The sequence below is a fragment of the Myxococcus sp. XM-1-1-1 genome (assembly GCF_020037095.1).
Classification (GTDB): Bacteria; Myxococcota; Myxococcia; order Myxococcales; family Myxococcaceae; genus Myxococcus; species Myxococcus fulvus.
Genome location: NZ_JAIQDH010000006.1, coordinates 61,617 through 76,293 on the forward strand (window position 1 = coordinate 61,617; position 14,677 = coordinate 76,293).

Genomic DNA, 14,677 nt, shown 5'->3' on the forward strand with positions numbered 1-14,677 from the left:
CCTCAGGGCGTCCGGGGCTCGACGACGGCGAGCGTGACGGTGGCCTTGGAGACGCGCTGCTCCTGGCCTCCGGCGACGGTGTGGACCTCGGACTCGACGACGATGAGCCGGCGGCCCGCGCGCAGCACCCTGGCCTTGCAGCGCAGCGCCTCGCCTCGTGCCGCCTGGAGCAGGTGGATCGTGAAGTCCACGGTGAGGACTCGCTGAGGGCGGGGCACGAGGGTGAAGGCGGCGCCGCCCGCGGTGTGGTCGGCCAGCGTCGCCTGGACGCCCGCGTGGATGACGTCGTCCTGTTGCAGGTGGCGGGGCTGAACCACCAGTCGTGCCTCCACCTCGCCCGGGAGGATGGAGACGGGCTCGATGCCGAGGTCGGTGACGAAGGGGGCCGCGCGGAAGAGGGCCTCCGTGTCCTGACGGTAGTCCGGGTTCTGTGGATTCATGGGGAGCAGGGTAGCCCGCCATCAGGGGGACCCACCCGGGGGGCCGGCGCGCGGGTCGACCCGGTGTGCGGTGAATCGAACCCGCGGCCCGTGGCTCCGGAGGCCCACGACGGAGGTGTGACAGGCCGGCCGTGACGCGGTGTGGTGGGGAACTTGACGCTGTGAGGGAGGTCCGGGCCGCCCCGTGGAGGAGCGTCCGCCCAGGATGGATGTCCGCTTCCTTGCGCCCGGGCCTGCCCTCCGATACCGATCGGTCATCGTGAACGACGATTCGCCCGAAGCCACGCAGGAACTGAGCGCCGTGCTGGAGGATGTGCGCCGTCACCTGCTCTGGCAGGAGGACGGTGGCGGGCGTCAGCTGATGATCGACGCCAAGGCGGCGGCCGAGCTCCAGCGCCTGACGCCCTCCTTGCGCTCCCGGTTCGCCCGTTCCGGACCAGCGACCGAGCCCGCACCGGCCGAGCGCAAGCCCGCTCCGTCCACGGCGACCACGCCGATGTCGCGTCCGGGCGACGCGCCGCCGGGCCCGGGCACCTCGCGCTTCGAGCGGCCCGTGGGCGCCGCCAGTGCTCCGAGCCAGGCGACTCCCTCGCTGTCGGGCCGTCCACTGGCCCCCTCGGAGCCCGCTCCCCGCGCGCCGGGCCCCGCGCCCCTCGCGGCGCGGGGGACCACCGCGCCTTCCGCCTCGAACGGGATGCTCCTCGACGTGCCGAGGTCGTCCCCCACGGGCAGCGGACCGCTGCCGGGCGTGGTGGACGGCGAGCGGCCGACGCTGGACCAGGTGCGCCGGGAGCTGGGCGACTGCCAGCGCTGCAAGCTGTGCACGGGGCGCAAGAACATCGTCTTCGGCTCGGGCAACCCCCGCGCGGAGCTGGTCTTCGTGGGCGAGGGGCCGGGCGAGAACGAGGACCTGCAGGGCTTCCCGTTCGTGGGCGCCGCGGGAGACCTGCTCACGAAGATGATCGAGGCGATGGGCTTCCGTCGCGATGACGTCTACATCTGCAACGTGGTGAAGTGCCGGCCCCCGGGCAACCGGAACCCGGAGCCGGATGAGATCGCCGCGTGCGAGCCCTTCCTGCGCGCGCAGCTCGCGGCCCTCCAGCCGAAGGTGGTGGTGGCGCTGGGCAAGTTCGCGGCGCAGACGCTGCTTCGAGATTCGACGCCCATCACCCGCATGCGCGGGGCCTGGCGTGTCTACGAGGGCATTCAGCTCATGCCCACCTTCCACCCCGCGTACCTGCTCCGCAATCCCGCGGAGAAGCGCAAGGCGTGGGAGGACCTGCAAGCCGTGATGAAGATATTCGGCAAGAACCCGGGCTCGCGCGCATAGCGCGGCCGCGAAGGGGGAGACTCGGATGAAGGGATTGCTGGAGACGCGCGAGGTGCAGTCGCCCGCGCTGGAGTCCAACCCGCTGGGCGACCCGGCCCGGCGCAAGCTCACCGTGTACCTGCCGCCGGGGTACGCCGAGTCGGACCGTCGCTACCCGGCCGTGTACTTCCTGCACGCGTTCGGCAACAGCGGCGGCACGTGGACCAACGCCTCGGGCTTCGCGCCGTCCGTGCCCGAGCGGCTGGACGCGCTCATCGCGTCCGGCGCGGTGCCCCCCGTGGTGGGCGTGTTCCCCGACGCGTGGACGTCGCTGGGCGGCAGCCAGTGGATCAACAGCGACGCCATCGGCCGGTATCGCGACTACCTGGCCAAGGACATCGTGGGCTTCGTGGACCGCACGTTCCGCACGCTGCCCAGGGCCGCGTCGCGCGCGGTGCTGGGGCACAGCTCGGGCGGCTACGGCGCGCTGGTGATGGGGCGCTACCACCCGGAGGTGTTCTCGCTCCTGGGCGCGCACTCGGCGGACGCCTACTTCGAGTACTGCTACCTGCCGGATCTCCCGAAGGCGGCCAGCTCGCTGCTGAAGTCGGGCGGCATCGAGTCGTGGCAGGGCGAGTTCCGTCAGCGCGTGCGCGAGACGAAGATGCGCGGGGACGACTTCCCGGTGGTGAACACGCTGGCGATGGCGGCGGCGTACTCGCCGAAGAAGGGCGAGCCGCTCAACCTGGAGCTGCCCTTCGACGCGCAGACGGGCCGGCTGAAGCTGGACGTGTGGAACCGGTGGCTGGTGCATGATCCGGTGCGCTTCGTCCCCAAGTTCCTGGATGCCTTCCGCAAGCTGAAGGGCGTCTTCCTGGACTGCGGCACGCGCGACGAGTTCAACCTGCGCTGGGGCACGCGCATGCTGGCGGACGACCTCAAGAACGCGGGCGTGGACCTGGTGCACGAGGAGTTCGAGGACGGCCACTCCGGCGTGTCCTATCGCTTCGAGCGCTCGCTCTCGGTGCTGCTGCCCAAGCTCTCCCAGGAGTAGCCCTTCACCCAGGCTCGCGCGGTGCTGTGTCCGGAAGGGCCCTCTTGCTGACAGGAGGGCCCTCGGGAGTGGGGGCCGCGCGACGTGACGCTGGCCATCCCCCCGGCGGAGCGGATAGACGCAGGACTCCCGCGCGACAGGCCGCTCGGCTGTGGGCGCGGATGGACCTTCAGGGAGATGGAACATGAGCAACGACCTCTACGGGCTGTCCCGCGTCGTCGGCGAGAAGGGCGTGTTGCCGCAGCGCGCGCGCAAGCTGGACCCCTCGCTGCCGTGCCGTGATTCGGAGGTGCTCATCGACGTGGAGAGCCTCAACATCGACGCGGCGTCCTTCAAGCAGATCAAGGGCGAGGTGGGCGGAGACCCGGCGCGCATCGGCGCGCGCATCCAGGAGATCGTCCTGGAGCGCGGCAAGATGCAGAACCCCGTGACGGGCTCGGGCGGCATGTTGATTGGCCGCGTGAAGGAGATCGGCGCGAAGCACCCTGCGCGGGGGCAGCTCCAGGTGGGCGACCGCATCGCCACGCTGGTGAGCCTGACGCTGACGCCGCTGGTCATCGAGGAGGTGAAGGCGGTCCACGTGGACATCGACCGCCTGGACATCCGCGGCCACGCGCTGCTCTTCGCCACGGGCATCTACGCGAAGCTGCCGGCGGACCTCCCGGACACGCTGGCGCTGGCGGCGCTCGACGTGTGTGGCGCGCCCGCGTTGGTGGCGCGCTACGTGCGGCCGGGCATGACGGTGGCCGTGCTGGGCGCGGGCAAGAGCGGCGCGCTGTGTCTGGCCCAGGCCCGGCGCAACCTGGAGAGCCGGGGACAGCTCATCGCGATGGACGTGTCGCAGCCGGCGCTGGACGCGCTGACGGCCATCGGCCTGTGTGACGTCGCGCTGAAGGTGGACGCGACGCAGGGCGTGGACGTGATGGAGGCGGTGAGCCAGGCCACGGGCGGTCAGCTCTGTGACCTGGTGGTGAACTGCGCCAGCGTGGGCAACACGGAGATGGCCACCATCCTCTCGGTGAAGGACGGCGGCACGGCCATCTTCTTCTCCATGGCCACCAGCTTCACCACGGCCGCGCTCGGCGCGGAGGGCGTGGGCAAGGACGTCACCATGCTGGTGGGCAACGGCTACGTGCCCGGCCACGCCTCGCTCACCCTGGCCCTGCTGCGCACCGAGCCCGCGCTGCTCCAGCTCTTCGCCACGCGCTACGTCTGAGCGGCGGCCTCCCGTCGCGAGGCTATCTCGCGGCGGCGGTGTCCTCCGGTGACACGGGGGCGGGCGCCACGGGGGCCTGAGGCGCGCTCTGCGTCCGGGCCCAGTCGGCCGCGCTGCGACCGCTGGCGTCCTTGAGCTCCTCGGACGCGCCTTTCTTTCGGAGCGCGTCCACCACCTCCTGCCGACCGAACAGCGAGGCGAACATCAGCGCCGTCTGGCCCAGGCTGTTGGCCTGGTCCACGGCGCAGGGCTGCGCGTTGAGCAGCGCGACGATGTCCGCATGGCCCTTGAAGGCCGCGCCCATCAACGCCGTGTTGCCGCGCTTGTCCCCGGCGCACGCGTCCACCCCGGCCGCGAGCAGCACGCGCACGGTGTCCAGGTGCCCGTGGTAGGCGGCGAGGATGAGCGGTGTGAAGCCGCGCTCGTCCCGGGCCTCCGCGGAAGCGCCCGCCTTCACCAGACCGGAGACGATCTCCGTGTCACCGACCCGCGCGGCGGCGAGCAGGTATCGCTCCGCCTCGTTCGCGGCGAGCAGCCGTCCCTGGGGCGCGGGCTCGGCCTTCAGTGAGTACCACGCGGCCGTCACCACCCCGCACACCAGCACCAGCAGACCGAGGGCTCCGAGGAGCAGCTTGCGGAACATGTCCATCCTCCAGGCGGACGAGAGGGGAGGGGCCCGCGCCGGTGCTCAGGCACGGGCCCCGGTGCTTCACTCAGGAGCGCTTCAGCGGGTGGCGAGCGGCGCCACGGCGGCGCGGGCGTCATCCACCTTCACGTTCACCGCCTTGGCCAGCCTGGTGCCGAACTCCTCGTTGGCGACGAAGAAGTGGCCCACCATGCGCGCCTTCACGCGGGCGTCACGCACCTGGCCCAGGTCCCCGGCCAGGTTCTTCACCAGGCGCTCACGGGCCGCCGGGTCCAACGCCACGTAGAACGCGCCCGCCTGCGAGAAGTTGTCCGTCTTCTCGATGGGCTGCTGCTGGGAGGTGCCGGACAGGGGCAGTCGCGAGAACAGGTGCTGGGGGGCCTCCTGCGACTCGCGGGCGATGCTCGGCTCGTAGTTCACGTCCGACTTCGTGTTCGCCACGTTCATGGCGCCGGCCTGGTTGTTGTTGTTCACCGAGGCGCGCGCGCGGTTGACGGGCAGCGACTGGTAGTTGGCGCCCACGCGGTAGCGCTGCGTGTCCGCGTAGGAGAAGAGCCGGCCCTGCAGCAGGCGGTCCTCGGACGGCTCGATGCCGGAGGGCTGCACGCCGGGGGAGAACGCCGACTGCTCGGTCTCCTCGAAGAAGTTGTCCGGCAGCTTGTTGAGCGTGAACCTGCCCAGCTTGACGGAGGGGGCCTTGTCCTCGGGCCAGACCTTCGTCGGGTCCAGCGGGTTGAACGCGAAGCTGTCCAGGTCCTTCGGGTCCAGCACCTGCGCCGACAGCTCCCACGAGGGGAACTTCCCCGCGCCGATGGACGCGTACAGGTCCGTGGTGGCGTTCTGGTGGTCCTCGCCGGCGATGCGCGAGGCCTCCTCGTTGGTGAGGCTCTTGACGCCCTGCTGCGAGGCCCAGTTGAACTTCACGTACTTGTACTCGCCCTTGGCGTTGACGAACTTGAACGCGTGCACGCCGTGCCCGTTCATCTGCCGGTAGTTCGCCGGGATGCCGATGTCCGAGTAGAGCTGCGTCAGCATGTGCGTCGACTCGGGGATGTGGGAGAAGAAGTCGAAGAAGCGGTTCGGGTCCTGCTTGTTGGTGACGGGCGACGGCTTGAGCGAGTGCACCATGTCCGGGAACTTGATGGCGTCGCGGATGAAGAAGACCGGCAGGTTGTTGCCCACCAGGTCCCAGTTGCCGTCGTCCGTGTAGAACTTGAGCGCGAAGCCGCGAGGGTCTCTCAGCGTCTCCGGCGAGCCGGACGGGTGGATGACGGTGGAGAAGCGCACGAACATCGGCGTCTTCTTCCCCTTGTTGGCGAACAGGGACGCGCGCGTCAGGTGGGAGAAGTTGCCGTAGCTCTCGAAGACGCCGTACGCACCCGCGCCGCGCGCATGCACCACGCGCTCGGGGATCCGCTCGCGGTCGAACCGCGCCAGCTTCTCGATGAGGTGGAAGTCCTCCAGCAGGATTCCGCCGCGCGGACCCGCCGTCTTGGAGCTCTGGTTGGTGCCCACGGCGGCACCCGTATCCGTGGTGAGCGGCGGCGGATTGGCCGCGAGCGCGGGACCACTCAGCAGTACGGCGGACAGCAGCAGCGAACGCGTCTTCATGCGGAAACTCCTCTCGGGGGATGAGGCGGAGCCGCTCCAGAGCACGCACCGTGCCGTCTCTTGGAATCCAATAATTCCGAGCGCTTGAAGGTGGTTGGAAGGCCAGGCTCACCGGTATTTCGGTGGCGGCACCGCTCCCTCGGTGGGGTGGGCGCTGTTATTTCGGTGTCGGGGTTGGCCAACCGATAATGCGGTGCGGCAGCGCCATCCCGGTATGCTTCAGCGCTTCCTGTAGGCGTTCGGGCGGGTAAGGTGCGCCCATGCCAGGCCCGTTCATCGACGACGCGCAGATTGCGCATGCGCGCACTCTGGCGGAGGAGATCGTCAATCCGATCTTCGACCTCATCCGCCGTAACACCACTGTATCGATTGAGCGCACCGTGTTGCGCTTCTTCGGAATCTCCGGAGCAGGCGCGCGAGGGGTGCCGCTCGCCAACCTGATGGTCGACAAGCTCAAGGCCGCGGGCGTCCTCAACCGGGGCGCCGCCTATTGGTATGGCCGCGCGCTGCACCTGGGCGCCAAGAGCCCGCTGGAGGCCGTGGAGCGGCTGACGGCGCTGCCCACCGACAAGCTGGGCCCCCTGTCCCCCGACGTCGAGCAGAACCTGCGCGACGAGGTCCGCTCGGAGGCGCGCTCCGCCTTCGAGGACATGAAGGCGCGCATCACCGCGCGCGAGGAGCTGCGCAAGCAGTTCCCCATGTCGCCGGCGCCGCACAAGTACGTCATCGTCGCCACGGGCAACATCTACGACGACGTGGACCAGGCCCGGGCCGCGGCCCAGGCGGGCGCGGACGTCATCGCCGTCATCCGCTCCACCGCGCAGTCGCTGCTCGACTACGTGCCCCACGGCGCGACGACGGAGGGCTACGGCGGCACCTACGCCACCCAGGAGAACTTCCGCATCATGCGCGAGGCCCTGGACGACGAGAGCCGCAAGCTCAAGCGCTACATCCAGCTCACCAACTACTCGTCCGGCCTGTGCATGTCGGAGATCGCCTTCTGCGCGGCCTACGAGAAGCTGGACATGCTGCTCAACGACGCGATGTACGGAATCCTCTTCCGTGACATCAACATGCGGCGCACGTTCATCGACCAGTACTTCAGCCGCCGCATCTGCGCCCTGGCCGGCATCATCATCAACACCGGCGAGGACAACTACATCACCACCGCGGACGCGTACGACGCGGCCCACACCGTCATCGCCAGCCAGTTCATCAACGAGTGCTTCGCCAAGCGCGCGGGCCTCAAGGACTGGCAGCTGGGCATCGGCCACTCGTACGAGATCGACCCGTACCGCGACGACACGCTCCTCTTGGAGCTGTCCCAGGCGATGCTGGTGCGCCGCTGCTTCCCGGACGCGCCGCTCAAGTACATGCCGCCCACCAAGCACAAGGAGACGGACATCTTCTTCAGCCACGCGTACGACGTGATGGCGGACCTGGTGGCCATCTGGACGCGGCAGGGCATCCAGCTGCTCGGCATGATGACCGAGGCCATGCACACGCCGCTGCTCGCGGACCGCTACGTGGCGCTCAAGTCCGCCAACTACATCCACCGCGCGGCGCGCGGCATCGACGAGGAGTTCACCGTCCGCGAGGACGGGAAGATCGCCAACCGGGCGCGTGAGGTGTTCGCCCAGGCGATGAAGCTGCTCCAGGAGTGCCGGGATGAGGGCATGGTGGCCGCCATCGGCAAGGGGCACTTCGGCGACGTCAAGCGCGAGGAGACCGGCGGCAAGGGTCTGGACGGCGTGCTGGAGAAGGCCCCCGATTACTTCAATCCGTTCCTGGAAATCCTGGAGGCACAATGATTGTCGGTACCATCCTGACGGTGGTGATGGCGGCGGGTGGCTCGGCGGACGCGCTGACGCAGTTCCAGGTCAAGAACGTGGCCGTGCAGGTGCCGGCCGCGTGGACGCGCTCCAACGAGGACGGGACGGCGAAGTTCACGGCGCCCAGCGGGGACGCGTACTTCCTGGTCGACGTGGGCGCGGTGCAGACGGCGGGCATGAAGGCGCAGGTCTGCGTGGACAAGATCGTCACCGGCAGCGGCGGCACGGGCTGGGAGAAGCTCAAGGTCGGCGGGCAGCCGGCGGCGCGGCGGCTGGACACGGACGCGTCGACGAACGGGGCGCTGGTGGACACCTGGACGTACGTGGGCTGTGACGGCCGCACGACGTGGTCGGTGGTCTTCCACCTGGAGCAGGGCAAGAAGGAGCGCTTCGCGCCCCTGGCGGAGAAGGTGGCCGGGAGCGTGAAGTTCCAGCGGGCGCGGGGGAAATGACGCGATGGTGAAGCCGAGCAAGCAGATCATCCGTCCCTACGGAGACAGGCGGGACGACGGCGTGGTGCAGCTGTCGTTCACGCTGCCGGTGCCCCTGTCGGAGAAGGCCAAGGAGGCCGCCGCCGTCTTCACGCGCAAGATGGGGTTCACCGACGTGAAGGTGGCCGCCGCCGAGCGCGCCGCGGACAGCTACACGTTCTTCATCGTGTACGCCCGCTCGGGCGTCACGCTGGACTACGCCGAAATCGACGTGCCCGAAGTCGTCGTGAAGAAGATGTCCTTCGACGACCTCAACGCCTTCATCAAGGAGAAGGTCGCCCGGCGCATCGTCGTGTTCGGCGCGTGCACCGGCACCGACACGCACACGGTGGGCATCGACGCCATCCTGAACATGAAGGGCTACGCGGGCGACTACGGCCTGGAGCGCTACCCCGGGTTCGAGGCGTTCAACCTGGGCAGCCAGGTGCCCAACGAGGACCTCATCAAGCGGGCCATGGCGAAGAACGCCGACGCCATCCTGGTGAGCCAGGTCGTCACCCAGCGCGACGTGCACAAGGACAACTCGCGCCAGTTCATCGAGGCGGCCAAGGCGGCGGGCATCCACGGCAAGGTGCAGCTGCTCTTGGGCGGCCCGCGCGTGGACCACAAGCTGGCGCTGGAGCTGGGCTTCGACGCGGGCTTCGGTCCGGGCACCAAGCCCTCCGACGTGGCCAACTACATCGTCCACGCGCTCCTGAAGAAGCTGGGCAAGGAGCCCCAGGACATGCACTACCAGGGAGAGCCCTCATGAGCACGGGAACCAAGGCCATCATCCGCCTGCGCATGAGCAGCCACGACGCGCACTACGGCGGCAACCTGGTGGACGGCGCGCGGATGCTCGGGCTGTTCGGCGACGTGGCCACGGAGCTGTGCATCCGGGCCGACGGCGACGAGGGCCTGTTCCGGGCGTACGACTCGGTGGAGTTCCTGGCGCCGGTGTACGCGGGGGACTTCATCGAGGCGGAGGGAGAGATCGTCAGCGCGGGCAACACGTCGCGCAAGATGCGCTTCGAGGCGCGCAAGGTCATCCGCCCGCGTCCGGATGTGAATGACTCGGCCGCGGACCTGTTGCCGGAGCCCATCGTCGTGTGCCGTGCTTCGGGCACCTGCGTGGTTCCCAAGGACAAGCAGCGAGGTCAGCGATGAGCACTCCCATGGTCATCACCGCGGCGATGGTGGGCGCGGAGACGACGCGCGAGCAGACGCCGCACCTGCCCATCACCGCGGAGGAGATCGCCGAGGACGCGGCGCGCTGCCGCGAGGCCGGCGCGGCCATGGTGCACCTGCACGTGCGCACGCCCGACGGCAAGCCGTCCCAGGACGCGGAGCTGTTCCGGGCGGCCATCCGCGCCATCCGCAAGCGCACCGACGTGCTCATCCAGACGTCCACCGGTGGTGCGGTGGGCATGACGGTGGACCAGCGCTGCGGGCCGCTCACGCTGACGGGGGAGGACCGGCCGGACATGGCCACGCTCACCACGGGCACCGTCAACTTCGGCGAGGAGGTCTTCTGGAATCCCCGCCCGCTGGTGCGTGACATCGCCAGGCGCATCCGCGCGCTCGGGCTGCGGCCGGAGCTGGAGTGCTTCGACGTGGGCATGATCGACGAGGCGCGCTACCTGGCCAAGGAGGGCCTGGTGGATCTGCCCGCGCACTTCGACTTCGTGCTCGGGGTGCCGGGCACGCTGCAGGCGCGGCCGGAGGTGCTGGACTTCATGATCGCCTCGCTGCCGGAGGGCAGCACCTGGACGGTTGCGGGCGTGGGGCGCTTCCAGCTCGCGTTCGTGGACGAGGCCGCGAAGCGGGGCGGCAACGCGCGCGTGGGCCTGGAGGACAACATCTACGTGTCCAAGGGCGTGCTCGCGAAGGGCAACTGGGAGCTGGTGGCCGAGGCCTCCAGAAGGGCCCGGGCCCACGGCCGGGAGCCCGCGACTCCCGAGCAGGCTCGCAAGCTGCTGAGACTGAGCTGAACCCCGCCGCCGACACACTCAAGTGTGTCGGCGGTTTTCTTTCCAGAACATGTCAGCAACCTGGGCCCCTTCGCGTCGGCGTTCGCCGGACGCCGCTCGTTCGCCCGGACTCCGGCGCGTGAGGGTCCCACTCACTTCCGAGGAGTCGTACGCATGGACACGGAGCTGAAGGGGCAGGGCGTCCTGGTGACGGGCGGCGCGGGCGGCATCGGCACGGCCATCGTCCAGGCCTTCGCCGCCGAGGGCGCGAAGGTGGCGGTGCACTACCACTCCCGCGAGGCCAAGGCGCGCGAGCTTGCGGGGAAGGTGGGCGGCGCGGCGGTGGGCGCGGACCTGACGGTGGAGGCCCAGGTGGACGCGCTGGTGCCCGCGTCGGTGGCGGCGCTGGGCCGACTGGACGTGCTGGTGTGCAACGCGGGCGTGTACCCGGCCCCGGACGTGCCGGTGTGGGAGATGTCGCTGGAGCGCTGGCGCCGCACGCTGGCGGAGAACCTGGACAGTGTCTTCCTGTGCTGCCGCGCCTTCCTGCGCCACGTGAAGACGACGGGCGTAGGCAACATCGTCATCGTCAGCTCGACGGCGGGCCTGTTCGGCGAGGCGGGACACGCCGACTACGGGGCGGCCAAGGGCGCGCTGGCGAGCGGATTCCTGCGCAGCCTCAAGAACGAGCTGGGCCGCATCGCGCCGGGGGCCCGCGTCAACGTGGTGTGCCCCGGTTGGACGGAAGTGGACCGCAACCGCGACAAGCTGAAGGCGGAGGGGTTCGTGAAGCGGGTGACGCGCACCATGCCGTTGCGCAAGGTGGGCCAGCCCGAGGACGTGGCGCGCGCGGTGGTGATGCTCGCGTCGGATTTCGTCTCCGGCCACGTGACGGGTGAGGTCGTCACCGTCGCCGGAGGCATGGAAGGACGGGTGCTACATGACGACTGATGCCATCGATGTACGGAAGCACAACCGCGACGCCTGGAACCGCCAGGTGTCCCTGGGCAACCGGTGGACGGTGCCGGTGGGGCCGGAGGTCATCGCGGCGGCGCGCAAGGGCGAGTGGGGCATCCTGCTCACGCCGACGAAGATTGTTCCTCGCGAGTGGTTTGGTGAGGTCGCTGGCAAGCGCGTGCTGTGTCTGGCGGGCTCCGGTGGACAGCAGGCGCCCATCCTCGCGGCGGCGGGCGCGAAGGTGTCGGTGCTCGACAACTCGCCGGCGCAGCTGGGGCAGGACCGGCTGGTGGCCGAGCGTGAGGGACTGACGCTGCGACTGGAGGAGGGGGACATGCGCGACCTGTCCGTCTTCGAGGACGGCAGCTTCGACCTCATCTTCCACCCGTGCTCCAACGGCTTCGTGGACGACATCCAGCCGGTCTGGCGCGAGGCGTTCCGAGTGCTGCGCCCCGGCGGCGCGCTGCTGACGGGCTTTTGCAACCCGCTCATCTTCCTGCTCGATCCGGACCTGCAGGACCAGGGCGTGATGCAGCTCAAGTACAAGATGCCGTACTCGGACTTCACCAGCCTCACGGAGGCCGAGCGGCGCAGGTACACCGACAAGCACGAGCCGCTCAGCGTGGGCCACTCGCTGGAGGACCAGATGGGCGGACAGCTCCGCGCGGGCTTCGTCCTCACCGGCTTCTTCGAGGACGGCTTCGGCCCGGGCGACAAGCTCTCCGAGTACATCGATGGCTTCATCGCCACCCGCGCCGTGAAGCCTCCGCTCCCGTAACCGTTCGTCCCAGGAACGTGGAAGTTCATTGCGCCGTGGAGTCCGAGGGGACTCCCATGCGGGCTGTCCTGGATGCCCCAGGACGTCCCGCAAGGAGCGCATATGCGTACCCTCAGGAATCTCTCCTCGTTCTGTGTCGTGAGCCTCGCGCTGCTGGGCGTGGGGTGTGAGCCGTCGGCCTCGCCGGTGACGTCGCGGGAGGGCGCGGTGCTGGAAGAGAAGAAGGACCGCGCGGTGGGTGACGTGCGGCTGTACTGCGAGACGACGCAGGACGGGAGCTACTTCGAGTTGAAGGAGACGGCGACGGGGTTCGAGGGCGTGGTGGCGACGCTCGAGTACGACCCCTGGGACTGCCGCTGCATCCGGTTGAAGCGCGAGGTGGTGGGGCAGTACACGTCCTGCAACTTCGCGGCGTCGGACCCGCGCATCGCCAACTGCTGGCGTCGTGACGCCAACGGCTCGACGACGAAGGCGTTCATGTCGTCGGCGAAGATCACCCGGCAGTCGCTGGTGTTCGCCAATCCCATCGAGACGTCGGACCAACTGCTGGAGGTCACCGTCGTGAACCAGGACCCGGGACAGACGCCGCGGCACGACCTGTCGTTCCCGCTCAACGACTGCGTGGCGGAGCAGTAGCAGAGCAGGCGGGCAGGCCCGCTCCGGTGTGGCGCCGGGGCGGGATTTAACCTTCGTTTTCGCGTGGGGTTCTCCAAGGCAACAGGGCGCGAGCAGGGCTGGACTCGTGCTCCTCGAACCAATGGAGCGTCTCACCATGCGTCAGAATTTCCTCATGCGGTCCCTCGTCACGGCGTCGCTGTTGCTGGCCACCCCGGTGTTCGCGCAGAGCGCGGCGCCCTCGATGGAGGACAAGGCGGCGGAGTGCGGCGAGCGGCACGGCCGTCATGGCAAGCGGGGCATGAAGGGCGAGCGGAAGCTGGCCCGGATGGAGCACCGGTTGGACCGCGCCGTGGTGGATGGGCGACTCACCCAGGCGCAGGCGGACCAGTTCAAGGCCGAGGCGAAGCAGCTCCAGGAGGAGCGCAAGGCGCTGCGCGAGGCCTCCGGAGGCCAGCTCACTGAGGAGCAGCGGCAGCAGGGCCGCGAGCGCTTCCGCGCCTTCCACGAGAAGGTGAAGGCCGCGCTGAAGGCCACCGCGCCCGCGAAGACTTGAGCGGTGCGTCTGCGACTGTAGCGTGTCGGGCCATACCGGGCCGCGTCGAGGTCCTGACGCGGTGGTGGAACTCGAGGTGAAAGGGGCGCCGTGAGCCTTGGCCGTGCGGATGACTCACGCGGCACGCGAGGCCTCTTTCATCATCGTTTCATCATGGCCTCGCGAGCATTCGTGATGAACCACGCTGTGGCTGAGACCCGCTCATCATCGTTTCATCACGTCACCGCGGACACGATGACGCTGCCGGGCGCGTCCCTCACACTGAAGGACCTCGACAACTTGGAGCGAGGTCTCTCATGCGCATGCTGGTGGTCGTGTCGTTCGTCTTCTTCGTCGTCGGTTGTGGGGCTCCGGCGAGGAGTGTGTCCCCGGGTGATGTGAAAGCGCGGTCACCCTTACGGGCTCGGGTCGACGACGCGGAGTTGGTGCGTGTGCAGGCGCGCGCTCGCGCCATCGTGGCCGCGGAGAACGCGGCCATCGCCGCCACGGATGCCTTCCTGGCGACGAAGGACCACGGGGTGGAACCGGCTCGGAGGCGGATGAATGTCACCGCGTCTCATGGAGGCGCCTGGTACGGGCTCTTCGGAAGCCTGGATGAGAACGAGGACTTCATCCCGTCGCTCGCCTGGAAGGCACCACTCGAAGAGCCCGCTCGGATGGAGCGCGTTCCCGTCGAGTCGCTTCCCAAGGACTTCAGTCCGCAGGCTCGCGCGGTGGCGACCGCGCAGCGCATCACGGTGGAGACCTTCGGACGGAAGAGGGTGAACCCCGTGGTGCTCGGCGAGGAATCGGGAGAGCTCACCGTCTACACGCTCCAGGGAACCCGTGAGCGGGGGATGCTGTACTTCGGTGGCGACTTCCGGTTCCGCTTCTCCGCGGATGGCCGGCGCGTGGTCGAGCAGGTGAAGCTCCACACGAGCGTCCTGGAGGTCGACTCCGAGCAACTGCCAGGAGGCTCGGACAAGGGGGTCGCGCACGACCATCTGCTCTTCGAGGGACCGCTCGAGACGGAGCTGGCGCTGATGATGCTCTACCCCGGGTTGCTCGGCGTGCTGGTCGTGGTCTCCCTGGAGTCGAACACGGCCTATGTCCTGACGGGAGAGGGAGCGATCCACGTCGTCAGCGCGACCGAGGAGAAGATTGTCCGCGTCCTCAATCCGGATGGCACGCTCGAGACACCTTGATGAAGGCCGGCGCCCGTCACCCTGGGAGAAGGGGATGCC

The 14,677-nt window shown here is 69.1% G+C and carries 16 protein-coding genes; 13 read left to right on the top strand and 3 right to left on the bottom strand.

Annotated elements, in window-relative coordinates:
- Positions 1 to 2: 2 nt before the first annotated feature.
- Positions 3 to 440, bottom strand: a complete 438-nt coding sequence (locus tag K8640_RS14125) for a PaaI family thioesterase (protein ID WP_223747515.1) — start codon at positions 438 to 440, stop codon at positions 3 to 5.
- A 259-nt stretch (positions 441 to 699) separates the two neighbouring features.
- Between K8640_RS14125 and K8640_RS14130 the strand changes: the two genes are divergently transcribed.
- The 3 genes from K8640_RS14130 (at position 700) to K8640_RS14140 (ending at position 4,019) form a co-directional block, all read left to right on the top strand.
- Positions 700 to 1,770: a uracil-DNA glycosylase gene (locus tag K8640_RS14130; protein WP_223747516.1), complete on the top strand. Its 1,071-nt coding sequence runs from the start codon at positions 700 to 702 to the stop codon at positions 1,768 to 1,770.
- Between the two features lie 25 nt (positions 1,771 to 1,795).
- Positions 1,796 to 2,803, top strand: a complete 1,008-nt coding sequence (locus K8640_RS14135) for an esterase family protein (RefSeq protein ID WP_223747517.1) — start codon at positions 1,796 to 1,798, stop codon at positions 2,801 to 2,803.
- A gap of 184 nt (positions 2,804 to 2,987) precedes the next feature.
- Positions 2,988 to 4,019 carry an L-erythro-3,5-diaminohexanoate dehydrogenase gene (locus K8640_RS14140; RefSeq protein WP_223747518.1) on the top strand — a complete coding sequence of 344 codons (1,032 nt, stop codon included), beginning with the start codon at positions 2,988 to 2,990 and terminating at the stop codon, positions 4,017 to 4,019.
- Positions 4,020 to 4,041: 22 nt separating this feature from the next.
- On the opposite strand, the gene K8640_RS14145 is transcribed toward K8640_RS14140, so the two are convergent.
- Positions 4,042 to 4,662 (bottom strand): ankyrin repeat domain-containing protein, encoded by a 621-nt coding sequence (locus K8640_RS14145; RefSeq protein ID WP_223747519.1) that lies wholly within the window; start codon positions 4,660 to 4,662, stop codon positions 4,042 to 4,044.
- An 81-nt stretch (positions 4,663 to 4,743) separates the two neighbouring features.
- Positions 4,744 to 6,276 (bottom strand): catalase, encoded by a 1,533-nt coding sequence (locus tag K8640_RS14150; RefSeq protein WP_141324215.1) that lies wholly within the window; start codon positions 6,274 to 6,276, stop codon positions 4,744 to 4,746.
- 260 nt (positions 6,277 to 6,536) lie between these two features.
- Between K8640_RS14150 and K8640_RS14155 the strand changes: the two genes are divergently transcribed.
- The 10 genes from K8640_RS14155 to K8640_RS14200 all read left to right on the top strand — a co-directional run bounded on the left by K8640_RS14155 (position 6,537) and on the right by K8640_RS14200 (position 14,638).
- Positions 6,537 to 8,087 (top strand): lysine 5,6-aminomutase subunit alpha, encoded by a 1,551-nt coding sequence (locus tag K8640_RS14155; protein WP_141324214.1) that lies wholly within the window; start codon positions 6,537 to 6,539, stop codon positions 8,085 to 8,087.
- Positions 8,084 to 8,560 (top strand): hypothetical protein, encoded by a 477-nt coding sequence (locus K8640_RS14160; protein ID WP_046714529.1) that lies wholly within the window; start codon positions 8,084 to 8,086, stop codon positions 8,558 to 8,560. Before K8640_RS14155 ends, K8640_RS14160 begins: the two co-directional genes overlap by 4 nt.
- A gap of 4 nt (positions 8,561 to 8,564) precedes the next feature.
- Positions 8,565 to 9,350: an OAM dimerization domain-containing protein gene (locus K8640_RS14165; protein WP_141324213.1), complete on the top strand. Its 786-nt coding sequence runs from the start codon at positions 8,565 to 8,567 to the stop codon at positions 9,348 to 9,350.
- Positions 9,347 to 9,745 carry a hotdog fold domain-containing protein gene (locus K8640_RS14170; RefSeq protein ID WP_141324212.1) on the top strand — a complete coding sequence of 133 codons (399 nt, stop codon included), beginning with the start codon at positions 9,347 to 9,349 and terminating at the stop codon, positions 9,743 to 9,745. Before K8640_RS14165 ends, K8640_RS14170 begins: the two co-directional genes overlap by 4 nt.
- Positions 9,742 to 10,569, top strand: a complete 828-nt coding sequence (locus K8640_RS14175) for a 3-keto-5-aminohexanoate cleavage protein (RefSeq protein ID WP_223747520.1) — start codon at positions 9,742 to 9,744, stop codon at positions 10,567 to 10,569. The genes K8640_RS14170 and K8640_RS14175 overlap by 4 nt, the downstream gene beginning before the upstream one ends.
- A 153-nt stretch (positions 10,570 to 10,722) precedes the next feature.
- Positions 10,723 to 11,499, top strand: a complete 777-nt coding sequence (locus K8640_RS14180) for an SDR family NAD(P)-dependent oxidoreductase (RefSeq protein ID WP_223747521.1) — start codon at positions 10,723 to 10,725, stop codon at positions 11,497 to 11,499.
- Positions 11,489 to 12,283 (top strand): class I SAM-dependent methyltransferase, encoded by a 795-nt coding sequence (locus K8640_RS14185; RefSeq protein WP_223747522.1) that lies wholly within the window; start codon positions 11,489 to 11,491, stop codon positions 12,281 to 12,283. Before K8640_RS14180 ends, K8640_RS14185 begins: the two co-directional genes overlap by 11 nt.
- A 102-nt stretch (positions 12,284 to 12,385) precedes the next feature.
- Entirely contained in the window at positions 12,386 to 12,919 is a 534-nt protein-coding gene (locus K8640_RS14190; protein WP_223747523.1) for a hypothetical protein, read from the top strand.
- Between the two features lie 136 nt (positions 12,920 to 13,055).
- Positions 13,056 to 13,454, top strand: coding sequence for a hypothetical protein (locus tag K8640_RS14195; protein WP_223747524.1), 399 nt, complete (start codon positions 13,056 to 13,058; stop codon positions 13,452 to 13,454).
- Positions 13,455 to 13,750: 296 nt separating this feature from the next.
- Entirely contained in the window at positions 13,751 to 14,638 is an 888-nt protein-coding gene (locus K8640_RS14200; protein ID WP_223747525.1) for a hypothetical protein, read from the top strand.
- The last annotated feature ends 39 nt before the right edge of the window (positions 14,639 to 14,677 follow it).

Coding starts and splice junctions, on each gene's coding strand:
- K8640_RS14190 (WP_223747523.1), top strand. CDS start 12,386: ATGCGTACCCTCAGGAATCTCTCCTCGTTCTGTGTCGTGAGCCTCGCG.
- K8640_RS14165 (WP_141324213.1), top strand. CDS start 8,565: ATGGTGAAGCCGAGCAAGCAGATCATCCGTCCCTACGGAGACAGGCGG.
- K8640_RS14175 (WP_223747520.1), top strand. CDS start 9,742: ATGAGCACTCCCATGGTCATCACCGCGGCGATGGTGGGCGCGGAGACG.
- K8640_RS14140 (WP_223747518.1), top strand. CDS start 2,988: ATGAGCAACGACCTCTACGGGCTGTCCCGCGTCGTCGGCGAGAAGGGC.
- K8640_RS14150 (WP_141324215.1), bottom strand. CDS start 6,276: ATGAAGACGCGTTCGCTGCTGCTGTCCGCCGTACTGCTGAGTGGTCCC.
- K8640_RS14125 (WP_223747515.1), bottom strand. CDS start 440: ATGAATCCACAGAACCCGGACTACCGTCAGGACACGGAGGCCCTCTTC.
- K8640_RS14170 (WP_141324212.1), top strand. CDS start 9,347: ATGAGCACGGGAACCAAGGCCATCATCCGCCTGCGCATGAGCAGCCAC.
- K8640_RS14195 (WP_223747524.1), top strand. CDS start 13,056: ATGCGTCAGAATTTCCTCATGCGGTCCCTCGTCACGGCGTCGCTGTTG.
- K8640_RS14180 (WP_223747521.1), top strand. CDS start 10,723: ATGGACACGGAGCTGAAGGGGCAGGGCGTCCTGGTGACGGGCGGCGCG.
- K8640_RS14145 (WP_223747519.1), bottom strand. CDS start 4,662: ATGTTCCGCAAGCTGCTCCTCGGAGCCCTCGGTCTGCTGGTGCTGGTG.
- K8640_RS14135 (WP_223747517.1), top strand. CDS start 1,796: ATGAAGGGATTGCTGGAGACGCGCGAGGTGCAGTCGCCCGCGCTGGAG.
- K8640_RS14185 (WP_223747522.1), top strand. CDS start 11,489: ATGACGACTGATGCCATCGATGTACGGAAGCACAACCGCGACGCCTGG.
- K8640_RS14155 (WP_141324214.1), top strand. CDS start 6,537: ATGCCAGGCCCGTTCATCGACGACGCGCAGATTGCGCATGCGCGCACT.
- K8640_RS14160 (WP_046714529.1), top strand. CDS start 8,084: ATGATTGTCGGTACCATCCTGACGGTGGTGATGGCGGCGGGTGGCTCG.
- K8640_RS14200 (WP_223747525.1), top strand. CDS start 13,751: ATGCGCATGCTGGTGGTCGTGTCGTTCGTCTTCTTCGTCGTCGGTTGT.